The organism is Blastococcus jejuensis (assembly GCF_039534705.1).
In the GTDB taxonomy this organism is placed as follows: domain Bacteria; phylum Actinomycetota; class Actinomycetes; order Mycobacteriales; family Geodermatophilaceae; genus Blastococcus_B; species Blastococcus_B jejuensis.
In genome coordinates this window covers 1-13278 of record NZ_BAAAVV010000001.1, presented here as the reverse complement: position 1 = coordinate 13278, position 13278 = coordinate 1, and the positions used below count along the sequence as shown (strand labels likewise).

15 protein-coding genes are annotated in these 13278 nt (G+C 73.7%); 10 read left to right on the top strand and 5 right to left on the bottom strand.

What is annotated here, in order from left to right; translation table 11 throughout:
• Positions 1–40: 40 nt before the first annotated feature.
• Genes ABD644_RS00075 through ABD644_RS00060 form a run of 4 tightly spaced genes read left to right on the top strand, consistent with a single transcriptional unit; the run spans position 41 to position 2748 of the window.
• Entirely contained in the window at positions 41–727 is a 687-nt protein-coding gene (locus tag ABD644_RS00075) for a hemerythrin domain-containing protein (protein WP_344686439.1), read from the top strand.
• Positions 724–1356 carry a TetR/AcrR family transcriptional regulator gene (locus tag ABD644_RS00070; protein ID WP_344686438.1) on the top strand — a complete coding sequence of 211 codons (633 nt, stop codon included), beginning with the start codon at positions 724–726 and terminating at the stop codon, positions 1354–1356. Before ABD644_RS00075 ends, ABD644_RS00070 begins: the two co-directional genes overlap by 4 nt.
• A 22-nt stretch (positions 1357–1378) precedes the next feature.
• The gene (locus ABD644_RS00065; protein ID WP_344686437.1) at positions 1379–1858 is read left to right on the top strand and encodes an SRPBCC family protein; all 480 of its coding nucleotides are present in this window, start codon (positions 1379–1381) and stop codon (positions 1856–1858) included.
• Positions 1855–2748 (top strand): nitroreductase/quinone reductase family protein, encoded by an 894-nt coding sequence (locus tag ABD644_RS00060; RefSeq protein ID WP_344686436.1) that lies wholly within the window; start codon positions 1855–1857, stop codon positions 2746–2748. The genes ABD644_RS00065 and ABD644_RS00060 overlap by 4 nt, the downstream gene beginning before the upstream one ends.
• On the opposite strand, the gene hisN is transcribed toward ABD644_RS00060, so the two are convergent.
• Positions 2735–3550, bottom strand: a complete 816-nt coding sequence (gene hisN / locus ABD644_RS00055) for a histidinol-phosphatase (protein WP_344686435.1) — start codon at positions 3548–3550, stop codon at positions 2735–2737. The two genes, ABD644_RS00060 and hisN, sit on opposite strands and share 14 nt — an antisense overlap.
• A gap of 71 nt (positions 3551–3621) precedes the next feature.
• Here hisN and ABD644_RS00050 point away from each other — a divergent pair, with 71 nt between their 5' ends.
• Both ABD644_RS00050 and ABD644_RS00045 read left to right on the top strand, forming a co-directional pair.
• A complete protein-coding gene (locus ABD644_RS00050; protein WP_344686434.1) occupies positions 3622–4158 on the top strand; it encodes a DUF2087 domain-containing protein in 537 nt (178 codons plus the stop codon).
• Between the two features lie 84 nt (positions 4159–4242).
• Positions 4243–5007: a hypothetical protein gene (locus ABD644_RS00045; protein ID WP_344686433.1), complete on the top strand. Its 765-nt coding sequence runs from the start codon at positions 4243–4245 to the stop codon at positions 5005–5007.
• 58 nt (positions 5008–5065) lie between these two features.
• On the opposite strand, the gene rsgA is transcribed toward ABD644_RS00045, so the two are convergent.
• The 3 genes from rsgA to ABD644_RS00030 form a co-directional block, all read right to left on the bottom strand.
• Complete coding sequence (gene rsgA / locus ABD644_RS00040) at positions 5066–5959, bottom strand: ribosome small subunit-dependent GTPase A (RefSeq protein ID WP_344686432.1); 894 nt, start codon at positions 5957–5959, stop codon at positions 5066–5068.
• A 104-nt stretch (positions 5960–6063) separates the two neighbouring features.
• On the bottom strand, positions 6064–7344 hold the full coding sequence (gene aroA, locus ABD644_RS00035; RefSeq protein WP_344686431.1) for a 3-phosphoshikimate 1-carboxyvinyltransferase: 1281 nt from the start codon (positions 7342–7344) through the stop codon (positions 6064–6066).
• Positions 7345–7392: 48 nt separating this feature from the next.
• Positions 7393–8856, bottom strand: a complete 1464-nt coding sequence (locus tag ABD644_RS00030; protein WP_344686430.1) for an NAD-dependent succinate-semialdehyde dehydrogenase — start codon at positions 8854–8856, stop codon at positions 7393–7395.
• A gap of 134 nt (positions 8857–8990) precedes the next feature.
• Between ABD644_RS00030 and ABD644_RS00025 the strand changes: the two genes are divergently transcribed.
• The 4 genes from ABD644_RS00025 to ABD644_RS00010 all read left to right on the top strand — a co-directional run bounded on the left by ABD644_RS00025 (position 8991) and on the right by ABD644_RS00010 (position 12388).
• Positions 8991–9737 (top strand): SOS response-associated peptidase, encoded by a 747-nt coding sequence (locus tag ABD644_RS00025; RefSeq protein ID WP_344686429.1) that lies wholly within the window; start codon positions 8991–8993, stop codon positions 9735–9737.
• Between the two features lie 2 nt (positions 9738–9739).
• The gene (locus ABD644_RS00020; protein ID WP_344686428.1) at positions 9740–11236 is read left to right on the top strand and encodes a fused MFS/spermidine synthase; all 1497 of its coding nucleotides are present in this window, start codon (positions 9740–9742) and stop codon (positions 11234–11236) included.
• Between the two features lie 395 nt (positions 11237–11631).
• Positions 11632–11826 carry a hypothetical protein gene (locus ABD644_RS00015; protein ID WP_344686427.1) on the top strand — a complete coding sequence of 65 codons (195 nt, stop codon included), beginning with the start codon at positions 11632–11634 and terminating at the stop codon, positions 11824–11826.
• 112 nt (positions 11827–11938) lie between these two features.
• A complete protein-coding gene (locus ABD644_RS00010) occupies positions 11939–12388 on the top strand; it encodes a cupin domain-containing protein (RefSeq protein WP_344686426.1) in 450 nt (149 codons plus the stop codon).
• On the opposite strand, the gene ABD644_RS00005 is transcribed toward ABD644_RS00010, so the two are convergent.
• Positions 12375–13151 carry a helix-turn-helix domain-containing protein gene (locus ABD644_RS00005; protein WP_344686425.1) on the bottom strand — a complete coding sequence of 259 codons (777 nt, stop codon included), beginning with the start codon at positions 13149–13151 and terminating at the stop codon, positions 12375–12377. The genes ABD644_RS00010 and ABD644_RS00005 overlap by 14 nt on opposite strands.
• Between the last annotated feature and the right edge of the window lie 127 nt (positions 13152–13278).

Genomic DNA, 13278 nt, shown 5'->3' with positions numbered 1-13278 from the left:
AAACGCATTGGTTCTAGCCTTCTCTCCGGAGGCGAGTGCCATGACCGCACTGGATGCACCGGCCGACACCCGGATGATGGGGATCGTCCACTCCGCTCTGCAGCGCGACCTGATGCGCGCGCGCGAGGTCCTCGACTCCCAGCCCCCGCCGGAGGGCCGGCAGCGCAGGGCGTTGGGCGGGCACGTGACCTGGTTGATGGAGTTCCTGCACGCGCACCACAGCTCCGAGGACGAGGGTCTGTGGCCGAAGGTCCGCAGCCGCAATCCCGGCGCCGGCGATCTGCTCGACTCGCTGGAGGCCGACCACGCGCGCATCGCGCCCGCCGCGGACGCGGTGGCCGAGACCGCCCGGAGGTACACGACCACGACGACGGACGGACCTCGGGCGGCGCTGGCCCAGGCCGTCGACCGCCTCATCGAGGTGCTCTTCCCGCACCTGGACCGCGAGGTCGCCGAGGCCATGCCCGTGGTCGCGGCCAGCATCACGGCCAGGGAGTGGGACGAGATCGAGCAGCGGTTCAACATCGCGCCCAAGTCGCTTCGCCAGCTCGCCACGGAGGGCCATTGGCTGCTCGAGGGCATCGACGCAGAGGGCTACGACGTCGTCGTCCACAAGGTCCCGCCGCTGCAGCGGTTCGTCCTGATCCACGGGTTCGGTCCGGGCTACCGCCGGCAGGCCGCGGCGCGCTGGACGCCGGTCGTACCCCGACCGCGGCTGCCCTCGTGACGGCAGCGTCACCGACGCCGGGACGCCGCGCCTACCGGTCGCCGCGCCGGCAGCAGCAGGCGGCCGAGACCCGGGCCGCGGTCCTGGCTGCGGCCGCCGAGCTGTTCGCCGGACGAGGCTGGACCGCGACCGGGATGCGGGACGTCGCCGCGGCCGCGGGGGTGTCGGTCGAGACGGTGTACGCGAACTTCCCGTCGAAGGCCGAGCTGTTGATGGCCGCGATCGATGTCGGGGTCGTCGGTGACGACGAGCCGGTTCCGCTGGCCCAGCGCCGTGAGTTCGCAGCGTTGGCCACGGGCAGCACGGCCGATCGCATCGCCGCCGCGGCGCGGCTCATCACCGCGATCAACCGGCGCATCGGCGGGCTGCGCCGGGCGCTCGGCGAGGCTGCCGTGAGCGATCCGGTGCTCGCCCAGAAGGTGGCGGAGTCCGAGGGTCGCCGCCGCACCAACACGCGGGAGGGCGTCGAACTCGTGGTGGGCCGCCCGGTCGACGACGACGTGGCGGACACCGTGTGGGCGTTCACCGGTGTTGACGTCTTCCACCTGCTCACCGACATCGCCGGGTGGTCCACCCGCCGGTACGAGGAGTGGGTGCGGCGGACGCTCAGCAGGGTGCTGACCGAGTAGCCGGAGGAGGAGGCCCGAGACCGTGAGCCGGGTCCAGAAGAACAGCCGCGTCGACGTCGACGTCGACGCGCCCGTGCAGGACGTGTGGGCGGTCGTCGCCGACGTGACGCGCGTCGGCGAGTGGAGCCATGAGTGCCGCTCCGCGCAGTGGTCGTCGGGGACGGGGCAGGCGGTACCCGGCGCGCGTTTCCGGGGGCGCAACCGGGCGCGCGGGCTGTCGTGGAGCCGCACGTGCGAGATCGTCGCGGTCGATGAACCGCACGAGATCGTCTGGCGCACCGTGCCGTCGTGGCTCTTCCCGGACAGCACCGAGTGGCGCATCGGGCTGCAGCCGTCGGGACGCGGCACGAGGGTCACCCAGACGTTCCGGGTACTGCGCGCGCCCTGGCTGCTCGACCGGGTCTACGCCCAGCTCATCCCGGCCCATCGCGACCGGGACGCCCGGCTCGAAGCGGACCTGGTGCGCCTCGGTGCCGCGGCACGGCGAGCAGTTCGGCGGTGAACCGGCGGCTGACCCGGCTGGGCGGGCGCATCGGTGTCGCCCTGTACCGGGGCCTCGACGGCCGGCTCTCCAGCGGCAGCAAGGACGTCCACGTCCTGTTGATGACGACGCCCGGCCGCCGGACCGGTCTGCCACGCTCGACGTGCGTGCGCTATCTCGAGACGGCCGAGGGCCTGCTCGTCTGGGGGACGGGATCGGGCTCGCGTCGCGACCCCGACTGGTTCCAGAACCTGCGGGCCGCCGGGCGTGCCGACGTCCAGGTGCGCGCCGACCGGTTCGAGGTCGAGGCCCGGGAGCTCGCGGGAGTCGAGCGGGACGAGGTGTGGCAGCACACCGTGCTGGCCGAGGCGCCCGAGGTGGCGACGTTCGCCCGGAAGGCCGGCCGGACGATCCCGGTGGCCGTGCTCGTGCCGGCGAGAGGTTCCGGGAACGTGCAGGGAACGACCGACCACTCGGTCTGGATCCGGGCAGATGCCGCCGCGGTCTGGGACGTCTACACCGACCCGCGCCGGATCCCGGAGTGGCAGACCGGATCGCCGGTCGTCGGGGATCTCCACGGGGCGGGGGAGGCGGGGACGACCTACGTCTCGCGTCGTGGCCGCCTGGCTGCGACGACCGTCGTGGTCTCGGCCGAGCGACCCCGCCGTCTCGTCAGCCGGACCGTCGCCTCCCTGGGCCTGACGTTCACGGTGGAGTCCACGCTCCAGGCCGTCGGCGGCGGGACCCGGCTCGACCTCACCGTGCAGACGGAGTGGCCGCGGGGCCTGCGCCTCCTCGGGCGCATCGTCGAGCTGGCGATCCTCGGCCGTCGCGAGGCCGCGAAGGAGCTCACCCGCCTCAAGGCCCTCGTCGAGGGCGGTGGCCCGGGTCCGCGGCTCAGTCGGAGGTGACCGGGGTCGGTCGCAGCCGGACGTGGTCGAGGGCGGCGTCGTGCAGCGCGCCGTTGGTGGCCAGCGCGTGCCCTCCGGCCGGCCCGGGCGTGCCGGTCAGGTCGGTGAACCGGCCGCCGGCCTCGCGCACGATGACGTCGAGGGCGGCGAGGTCCCAGACCGACACCTCGGGCTCGCAGGCGATGTCGACGGCGCCCTCGGCCAGCAGGCAGTAGCTCCAGAAGTCGCCGTAGGCGCGGGTGCGCCAGACCGAGCGGGTGAGGTCGAGGAAGCCGTCGAGCAGGCCTCGCTCCTCCCAGCCCGACAGGCTCGAGTACGACAGGCTCGCGTCGGCGAGGTCGGTCACCTCCGACACCCGGCAGCGGGTGGCCGACTCCAGCCGGCGCCCGGTCCACGCGCCGACGTCCTTGGCCGCCCACCAGCGCTTGTTCAGGGCCGGCGCCGAGACCAGGCCGACCACCGGCTCGGTCCCGTCGAACAGGGCGATCAGCGTGGCCCACACCGGGACGCCCCGCACGAAGTTCTTGGTGCCGTCGATCGGGTCGAGCACCCACTTGCGCGAGCCGTGCCCGGTCGTGCCGAACTCCTCGCCCATGACCGCGTCGCGGGTGCGGGCCCGGCTCAGGGTGATCCGCAGCTGCTCCTCGACGGCGCGATCGGCGTCGGTGACCGGCGTCAGGTCGGGCTTGGTGTCGACTATCAGGTCCTGGGCCTTGAAGCGGTCCAGGCTGATCGAGTCGGCCTGGTCGGCCAGCACGTGTGCCAGCCGCATGTCCTCGTTGAACCCCCGGACCGACGTCATGGACACCGAACCTAGTCGGGCGCGGTCCCGGGGCCGCAGAACCGCCCCCTTCGCGCCGTTACGGTCGGGGTGTGGACGCAGCGACGATCGTGGGGCTGCTGGCCGATCCGGCCCGGCTGAAGGTCGTCGCCGCCCTCGCCCTCGGGGCGGGGACGATCGAGGACGTCGCCCGCCTGTCCGGACTCGCCCTCAAGGACGTCGCGCTGGCGGCCCGCCGGCTGGCCCGCGCCGGTCTGGTGCACCGGGACGGGCACGTGCTGCAGCTGCACGCCGACCGGTTCGGGGCGGCCGCCCGCGCCGCCGCCGAGGCCGCCCCGACGCCGGAGCCGCTGTCGGCCGACCCGGCCGAGGACGCGGTGCTCTCGGCGTTCGTGCGCGACGGGCGGCTGGTCTCCATCCCGGCGCAGCACGGCAAGCGGGTCGTGGTCCTGCAGCACCTGGTGCGGGTGTTCGAGCCGGGGGTGCGCTATCCGGAGCGGGAGGTCAACGCGCTGCTCGCGGTCTGGCACCCCGACGTCGCGGCGCTGCGGCGGTACCTCGTCGACGAGGGGCTGCTCACCCGCGAGGCCGGGGTGTATTGGCGCAGCGGCGGCTGGGTCGACGTCTGAACCCCGCGCGATCATGGCGCCGGAACCACCTCCCGCGCCGAAAACCTGGTCGCGGCGCCATGATCACGGGCCCACACTGCTGGCGTGCCCACCCTGTCCGCGGACGCCTTCGCCGCCCTCGCCCGGTCCTCGCCGTGGCGCTGGACGACGCTGCGGTTCACCGACCGGCGGACCCGCTCGGGCGGCCGGATCCCGGTGCGCGCCTGGCTGCGACGTCCTGACGCGCTGCGGGTGGAGACCCCGGACGGCGAGCTGCTGCAGGTCGTTCGCGAGCGCCGCTCGGACGTGGGCGTGCTGACCCTCGGCGGGGGCCGGACCGTGTCCCTGCCATGGCCGACGGAGGGGGAACCCCCGGCCACGCGGCCCGACGGGCTGGTGGCCGAGCGGCCGGACGGGCTGAGCTACGACGCGCCCATGTACCAGGACTACTTCTGGGTGGCGATGCTCGACCCGGTCGAGCTCGCCGACGGGCGGGACCACGACACGGGCGAGGCCGACGGGCCACCGCTGCTCGTCGACGACCTGGCCGAGGTCGACCACGGCGGCCGCCCGGCGTGGGAGGCCGTGGTCCGGCCGACGGCCGTCTACGAGCCGCGCTGCGCGTGTTGTCCGCTGCTGCGCACCCGGGAGATCGACATCCTCGAGTGCGGCGCGCCGATGCTGGACGCGTATCCGGGGGCGTTCCGGGTGCGGCTCGACGTCGGCACCGGGGTGTGCGTGCGGACCCAGGAGATCGGCGGCCTCACGCCCGGCGCCGGACACGAGATGCTGATCGAGGCGGTCGACGAGCCGATGGCCGACGCCCTGTTCCGGGACCATCGCCGCCGGCGCCGCGGCTTCTTCCGCTGACTGGCCCCCTCGCAGGATCCCGCCGCGAGCTTGCGAGCGGTGGGGGGCGAGGGGGTCCTTACCACCCGGGCCCGACCTGACCGACGGCGCCCAGGAGCACCCGCAGCGCGGCCAGTTGCTGCTGCCGGACCGGGGAACCGGCCCACGCGTCGAGCGCGCACTCCGGGTCCTCCGCCGTGTGCCCGCAGCCGGGCGGACAGTCGGTCGCCGCCTCGGCGATGTCCTCGAAGGCCTCGATGACGTCGTCGGCGGTGACGTGGGCCAGCCCGAAGCTCCGGATGCCGGGGGTGTCGATGACCGTCCCGCCGTCGGGCAGGTCGAAGAGCACCGCCGACGACGAGGTGTGCCGGCCCTTGCCGATCTTGCTGACCACTCCGGTGGCCCGGAACGCGTCGGGCACGAGGCGGTTCACCAGGGTCGACTTGCCGACGCCGGACTGCCCGACGAACACGCTCATCCGCCAGGCGAGCCGGTCGACCAGCTCGTCGAGCGGCCGCTCCCGGCTGATCGACACCGCGTCGAGGCCCAGGCCGGCGTAGCGGGCCAGCAGGGCGTCGGGGGAGCCGAGGTCGGTCTTGGTCAGGCACAGCAGGGGCTCGAGGCCGCCGGCGTAGGCCGCGACCAGGCAGCGGTCGATGAAGCCCAGCGCGGGCTCGGGGTCGGTGACCGCGGTGACGATCACCAGCAGGTCGGCATTGGCGACGACGATCCGCTCGGTGGGGTCGGTGTCGTCGGCGGTGCGCCGCAGCGAGGTGGTGCGCTCCTCGATCGCGACGATGCGGGCGAGGGTGTCCGCCCGCCCGCTGGTGTCGCCGACCAGCCGCACCCGGTCGCCGACGACGACCCCGTGCTTGCCGAGCTCGCGGGCGCGCATGGCGGTCACGTCGACCGGCCCCCCGTCGGGGCCCTCGACCCGGACCGTCATCCGGCCGCGGTCGACGGCCACCACCATCCCGGGGACGGCGTCGGCGTGCGCGGGACGGGTGCGGGTGCGCGGCCGGGACCCGCGGCGGCCCGGCCGGACGCGGACGTCGTCCTCGTCCAGGCTCCGGGGGCTCAGGAGCCGACCCCTGCCGTCGCGCCGACGAGGTCGGCCCAGCGCTCGCAGAAGTCGGGCAGCGTCTTGCTCACCGCGCCCGGGTCGGTCACCGTCACGCCCTCGACGGCCAGGCCCAGGACGGCGGCCGCGTGGACCATGCGGTGGTCGGCGTAGGAGTCGACCTGCGCGGCGCGGTGCGGGCCGGGCTCGACGACGAGCCCGTCGGGCAGCTGGGTCACCGTCGCGCCGACCGCCGTCAGCACCTCGTCGAGGGCCTGTAGCCGGTCGGTCTCGTGCCCGCGCAGGTGCGCGATGCCGGTCAGCCGCGAGGTGCCGTCGGCCAGCGCGCAGAGCGCGGCGAGCACCGGGGTGAGCTCGCCGACCTCGCCCAGGTCGGCGACCAGGGGGCGGATGGTCTCCGGGCCGGTGACCTGCAGGCCCTCGGCGGTGCGCGCCACGTGGGCGCCCATCTGCGTGAACAGCTTGTCGAGCTGCGCGCCGGGCTGCGTGGTGACCTCCGGCCAGTCCCGCACGGTCACCCGTCCGCCGGTGACCAGCGCCGCGGCGAGGAAGGGGGCGGCATTGGACAGGTCGGGCTCGATGACCACGTCGCGCGCGGCGATCGGGCCCGGTGCGACCCGCCACCCCCGCTCGGTCGCGGTGACCTCGACGCCGTGCTCGCGCAGCGTCGCCACGGTCATCTCGACGTGCGGCATGGAGGGCAGATCCCCGGCGACGGCGAGGTCGATCCCCTCGTCGAACCGGGCCGCGGCGAGGAGCAGGCCGGAGACGACCTGCGAGGACTCGCTCGCGTCCACCTCGACGGCGCCGCCCCGCACCCGGCCGGTGCCGTGCACGGTGAACGGCGCCCGCCCGCGGCCGCCGTCATCGATCTCGACGCCGAGGGCGCGCAGTCCGGCGAGCAGCCCGGCGTTGGGCCGGTCGCGGAGCCGGGGGTCGCCGTCGACCCGCACCGGCCCGTCGGCCAGCGCGGCGACCGGGGGCAGGAACCGCAGCACGGTGCCGGCCAGGCCGGCGTCGACCTCGGCCGGGCCGCGCAGCCGACCGGGGTTGACCACCCAGTCGGCGCCGTCCTCGGTGATGCCGACGCCGAGCGCGCGCAGCCCGCCGGCCATCAGGTCGGTGTCGCGCGCCCGCAGCGGGCGCACGATCCGGCTCGGGCCGTCGGACAGCGCGGCCAGGATCAATGCCCGTGCGGTGATCGACTTGGAGCCCGGCAGGCTGACGACGGCGTCGACCGGCGCGCTGCGGTGCGGCGTCGTCCAGACCTCGGTCACGGGCAGGATTCTGCCCGGTCCGACGAACCGCACCGCTCGCGCACCGGTTCAGCCGGCCTGCGGCTTGTCCGACTTCTTCACCGGAACCGTGCGCACGAGCCGCCGGTTGGCGAACTCGGCCATGGCGAGCTCGGAGAGCTCACGGCCGTAGCCGGACCGCTTGATCCCGCCGAAGGGCAGCTCCGGGGAGGAGCCGGTGGGCTGATTGATCCACACCATGCCGGCCTCGAGCCGCTCGGCCACCGATCGGGCACGGTCGAGGTCACTGCTCATGACGGTGGCGCCGAGGCCGTAATCGCTGTCGTTGGCCAGCGCGACGGCCGCGTCCGCGTCCTTCACCTTGTAGACGACGGCCGCCGGGCCGAACAGCTCCTCGCGGTAGGCCCGCATCTCCGGGGTGACGTCGGTGAGGATCGTCGCCTCGACGAACGCGCCGGGGTGCTCGGGCCGCTTGCCGCCCGCGACGACGGTGGCGCCCTTGTCGATCGCGTCCTGGATCTGCGCGTGCAGGTCCTCGGCCGCTCGCTCCGAGCTCAGCGGTGCCAGTGACGTCGACGGGTCGGCCGGATCGCCGGGCGAGAACGTCGAGAAGGCCTGCTTGAGGCCCTCGACGAAGGGCTCGAAGAGCTCCTCGGTGACGATCAGCCGCTTGGAAGCGGTGCACGCCTGACCGGTGTTCTGCATCCGGCCCATCGTGGCGGCCTTGACCGTGGCGCCGAGGTCGTCGGCGTCGAGCACGATGAACGGGTCGCTGCCGCCGAGCTCCAGCACCGACTTCTTCAGGTACTTGCCAGCGAGTGCGCCGACGGCGCTGCCCGCACGCTCGCTGCCGGTCAGGGTCACGCCCTGGATTCGGGGATCGGCGATGACCTGCTCGACGTCGGCGATCCGCAGGAACGTGTTGGTGAAGACGCCCTCGGGAGCGCCGGCGTCGGTGAACAGCTGCTCGATCGCCACAGCGCACTGCGGCGTGATCTCGGCGTGCTTGAGGATGACCGTGTTGCCCAGCACCAGGTTGGGGCCCGCAACGCGGACGACCTGGTAGAAGGGGTAGTTCCACGGCTCGATGGCCAGCAGGACGCCGACGGGCCGGGTCTCGACGACCGCCTCGCCCTTGCCCATCAGCGGCTGGATCGACGTCGGCTCGAGGAATCCGGGGCCGTTGTCGGCGTAGTACTTCAGGATCATCGAGCACAGATAGAGCTCGCCGGTCGCTTCCTGCTGCCGCTTGCCCATCTCCGTGGTGATCAGGGCCGCGAGGTCGTCCCGGCGTTCGTCCATCAGCTCGGCGGCCCGCCGGACCACGGCCGCGCGCTCCTCGACCGGCCGGTCGCGCCACTCCTGGTAGGCGGCGTGGGCGCGCCCGATGATCCCGTCGATCTCCGAGGTCTCGGTGAAGGGGAACTCCTTCTCCGTCTCGCCGGTGTAGGGGTTCACCGTCGCGTACTTCCGGGCGCCGGAGTCGCTGGCGGTCGTCGAGCGTTCGGTCTGGGGGCTCTGCGTCGTGGTCACGTCGGGGATCCTCGTCTCTCGTCCGTCGTCTTCTCCTGCCACCCCTACCCGCGCAGCCGCGGACCACGCAAGCGCGGGCCGCCTGTCGGTCCCCCCACCTAGAGTCGGTGGCACACCCGAGGGAGGACGCGCCCATGTGCGGTCGCTACGCGGCCAGCCGCAACCCCGACGACCTGGCGATCGAGTTCGAGGCGGTCAAGGCCGAGGGGCAGAAGCCGCTGCCGGCCGACTACAACGTCGCCCCGACCAAGGACGTCTACGTCGTCCGGCACAAGAAGGAGCGCGACGCCGAGGGCGCCCTGACCGGCGGGGGCCACCGCGAGCTGCGGGCCGTCCGCTGGGGGCTGGTGCCCTCGTGGGCCAAGGACGTCTCGGTCGGCAACCGCATGCTCAACGCCCGGGTGGAGTCGCTGACCGACAAGCCGGCCTTCCGCACGGCGGCGCGCATCCGCCGGTGCCTGGTGCCGGCCGACGGCTGGTTCGAGTGGGCCAAGCGCCTGGACTCGCCGACCAAGCAGCCGTACTTCATCACCCCGCAGGACGGCTCGGTGCTCGCCTTCGCCGGCCTCTGGGAGGTCTGGGGGCGGGGGGAGGACCGGCTCTACACGTGCACGGTCGTGACGGAGCCGGCCGTCGGCGCGCTCACCGAGATCCACGACCGCATGCCCCTGGTGCTCCCGCCCGATCGCTGGGCCGCGTGGCTGGACCCGACACGAGAGGACGTCGAGAACCTCGCCGTCCCCACCCCGCCGGAGCTGGTCGAGGCGCTCGAGCTGCGCCCGGTGTCCACGGCAGTGAACAACGTGGCCAACAACGGCCGGGAGCTGCTCGCGCGCGCCGAGTCGGTGGCCGAGCCCGCCGACCAGCCCGCGCTGTTCTGACGGTGGCCGCACCGGAACCCCTGCCGCGCTGGGTGGCGGCCGCGGTCACGTTCCTGTGCTCCGGTGCCGTGCTGGTCATGGAGATCGTCGGTCTTCGCCTCATCGCGCCCTACGTCGGCGTCACGCTGCAGACCAGCACGGCCGTCATCGGGTTCGCCCTCGCCGCGATCGCGATCGGCGCGTGGACCGGGGGCGCCGCCGCCGACCGCACCGACCCGCGCCGGCTGCTGGCGCCGCTCATGGTGGCCGGAGGAGCCCTCGTCGTCGCCGTCCTGCCGTTGGTGCGCTTCACCGGTGCATTGCTGAGCGGCGCCGACGCCGGGGGAGTGCTGCTGCTGGCCGCGGTCGCGGTCGTCGTGCCGGCGGCGCTGCTCTCGGCGGTGCCGCCGATGGTGGTCAAGCTGCAGCTGTCGAGCCTGTCGGAGACAGGGTCGGTGGTCGGCCGGCTGTCGGGCATCGGCACCCTCGGCGCGATCGCGGCGACCTTCGCCACCGGCTTCCTGCTCATCGCGGTGCTGCCCAGCAGCGTCATCCTCGTCGGCACCGGCACGGTCACCGTCGCCGCGGGAGTCACGGTCGGCGTGCTGCTGCGCCGCCGGACGCCGTCGGCGGGGCGCGTGCCGCCGGCGCTGCTGTCGCTGGCCGTCGTCGGCGTGGGGCTCGCGGCCGTGGCCCCGACGCCGTGCGAGGAGGAGACCGCCTACCACTGCGCCCGCGTCGTCGCCGATCCCGAGCGGGACACCGGCCGGGCGTTGCTGCTCGACACCCTGCGGCACTCCTACGTCGACCTCGCCGACCCGACGCATCTCGAGTTCGAGTACGTGCGGGCGATCGCGGCGGTCACCGACGTGATCGCTCCTTCCGGCGAGGCCGTCTCGGCGCTGCACATCGGCGGGGGCGGGCTCACGCTGCCGCGCTACCTCGCCGAGGTGCGGCCGGGCACCGACAGCCTGGTGATCGAGGTCGACCCCGGCGTGGTCGCCATCGACCGGGAGCAGCTGGCGCTGGAGACCTCCGACCGGCTGCGGGTGCGGGTCGCCGACGGCCGGGTCGGGCTCGCCGACGAGCGCCCGGGTGCGCGCGATCTCGTCGTCGGTGACGCCTTCGGGGGGCTGTCGGTGCCCTGGCAGCTGACCACCCGCGAGGCGCTCGAGCTGGTCGACGCCGCGCTGGCCGACGACGGCGTCTACGCGGTCAACCTCATCGACCACCCGCCGCTGCGCTTCGTGCGCGCGGAGCTGGCCACGCTCCAGGAGGTCTTCCCGCACGTGCTGCTGCTCGCCCGTGCGCCGGTGCTCGCGGGGGAGGACGGCGGCAACCTCGTCGCCGTCGCGTCGCGGTCGCCGTTGCCGGTGGACGCCATCGCCGCCGGGCTGGCCGAGCGGGACCTCGCCTGGCAAGTGGCTGAGGGGTCGCAGCTCGACGCCTTCGTCGGCGATGCCCAGGTGCTCACCGACGACTTCGCCCCGGTCGACCAGCTCCTCACGCCCTACGGCTGACAGCCGAGCCGGGGCGAGCGCGTCTCTGAAGGCGGCCTATGGGACGCGCTCGCTCCCTCAACGGTGTGCGCTGGGCAGCACCTTTCCCGCCGAAAGCTGCTGGGTGGCGCACACCGCTCGGCCGCCGAGACCGTCCGTGGCTGGTGTCCCTGAGTTCGCCGGCCGCTTGGAGACACCCGCCGGAGCGACGCACGCGCTTCCGCGGAATCGCCGAGCCGAACATCTCGCTTAGGACGGTTCCGCGGAAGCGGCTGGACGGTGTCACGTCCTCCGGCGGGCGACGCGCTGGTTGATCGGTGACTTGGTGCCGGTCAACCAGCTCCCTCCCTCGACAGCTGAATGCGGTAACCCCGGGGTCCGGGCCTACCCCTGGTCCACCGGGGTAGGGGAGGTCGATGGATGCAGTGTCGTTCGGCAAGGCCGGTCTGCAGGGTTGGCGGGCGAAGGTCGGAGACGCCGTCGCGGGACCGATCTCGCACCGCTCACCGTTGACCGACGACCAGGTGCGAGCCGTGGTCGGTGGACTGTTCTTCGTGCTCTCGGTGACCTACGTGGTGAGCACCGTCTGGCGTCTCCTGCGCAAGGGCTGACGCAGGCGCCCGGACCCGGCTCGCGACCGGCACCGTTGATCCCACGCTCCGACGGGACGATCCTCGCCCCCACCCGACGGCGGGCGACGCGGTAGTTGGAGGACACACGTCCATGGATGAGCCGACGATCCGACCGTATGCACTGCAGGCCGGGGAGGGCTGGACGTACCGGTTCGCCGAACTCGGCATCGACTTCGTGGTGAAGGTCGGGGAGCAGCGGCAGGGCAGAGGGCTGGGATTCTTCGAGTTGACGACCCGGGCCGGCGAGGAGCCGCCGAACCACACCCACGCGACCGAGGACGAGTTCTTCTACGTCCTGCAGGGGGAGGTCGCGTTCCGGTGCGGCGACGATCGATTCGAGGTCACCGACGGCGGCTGCGTCTTCCTGCCGCGCGGTATCGAACACGGCTACCGCATCAAGAACGACGGCGACGCCCGACTCCTCGTCGTCACGACGCCCGTACCGGACGACGCCGGCTGGGGCGGTTTCGTCGGCAGCTTCGAGCGCGACTCGGAGCTGCGCGTCGTGCCGCCGTGGGAAAGACGTCTCACCGGCCCCTGAGCACCGCCGCGGTGTGCGCGTCGGCGGGCAGGAAGGCCTCGATGCTCAGCTCGGCGGCGGTGAGGTCGACGGCGGTGCCGAAGGTGGTCACGGTGCTGAGGAAGGTCAGCGGGCCGTCGTCGTGCCGGAGCCGCAGCGGGACGGCGATGCCGTCGGGCGGCGCGGGGTCCCGGCCGCCGGGCAGCGCCACCAGCTCGCGGTGCAGGGCGGCCAGCCCGGGGTCGGCGGTCAGGTGCGCCTCCCGGGCCAGCCGGGTGAGCAGGTGCGTGCGCCACTGCGGCAGGTTGAGGATGCGCCCCGCCAGCCCGCGGGGGTGCAGGCCCAGCCGCAGCACGTTCACCGGCGGCTCCAGCAGCTCCGGCGCGACGCCGTCGGTGAGCAGCGCGATGCTGCGGTTGCCGGCGACCAGGTGCCACCCCCGGTCGACGACGACGGCGGGATACGGCTCGTAGGCGGCGAGCACCAGGTCGAGCGCCGCGCGGACGGCGCTCATGTCCGGGTCGTCGAGCCCCCGCCGTCCGTACACGGGTGCGTACCCGGCGGCCAGCAGCAGCTCGTTGCGCTCGCGCAGCGGAACCTCCAGCTGCTCGGCCAGGTGCAGCACCATCTCCCGGCTCGGCCGGGAGCGGCCGGTCTCGACGAAGCTCAGGTGCCGAGCCGACACCCTCGCATCGTTGGACAGGTCGAGCTGGCTGAGCCGGCGGCGCTGCCGCCAGTCGCGCAGCAGCTCTCCCACCGGCGGTCGGGTCGCCATGGTGCTCATGGGTTGCTCCTATGTCAAGCCGCCTGCGGCAGGGAGGCCGCGGCGGTCTGGTCGGTGGGTCGGAGGAGGTTGAAGACGATGCGGGCGAGGCGTCGTTTGAGGGCGCGCAAGGCCTCCATCGTGGTGT

What these genes read in the sequence shown, in the direction of transcription:
- ABD644_RS00075 (WP_344686439.1), top strand. Translation starts at nt 41, where the DNA reads ATGACCGCACTGGATGCACCGGCCGACACCCGGATGATGGGGATCGTC.
- hisN (WP_344686435.1), bottom strand. Translation starts at nt 3,550, where the DNA reads ATGACGTCGGTCCGGGGGTTCAACGAGGACATGCGGCTGGCACACGTG.
- rsgA (WP_344686432.1), bottom strand. Translation starts at nt 5,959, where the DNA reads ATGGTGGTGGCCGTCGACCGCGGCCGGATGACGGTCCGGGTCGAGGGC.
- ABD644_RS00025 (WP_344686429.1), top strand. Translation starts at nt 8,991, where the DNA reads ATGTGCGGTCGCTACGCGGCCAGCCGCAACCCCGACGACCTGGCGATC.
- ABD644_RS00005 (WP_344686425.1), bottom strand. Translation starts at nt 13,151, where the DNA reads ATGAGCACCATGGCGACCCGACCGCCGGTGGGAGAGCTGCTGCGCGAC.
- ABD644_RS00010 (WP_344686426.1), top strand. Translation starts at nt 11,939, where the DNA reads ATGGATGAGCCGACGATCCGACCGTATGCACTGCAGGCCGGGGAGGGC.
- ABD644_RS00015 (WP_344686427.1), top strand. Translation starts at nt 11,632, where the DNA reads ATGGATGCAGTGTCGTTCGGCAAGGCCGGTCTGCAGGGTTGGCGGGCG.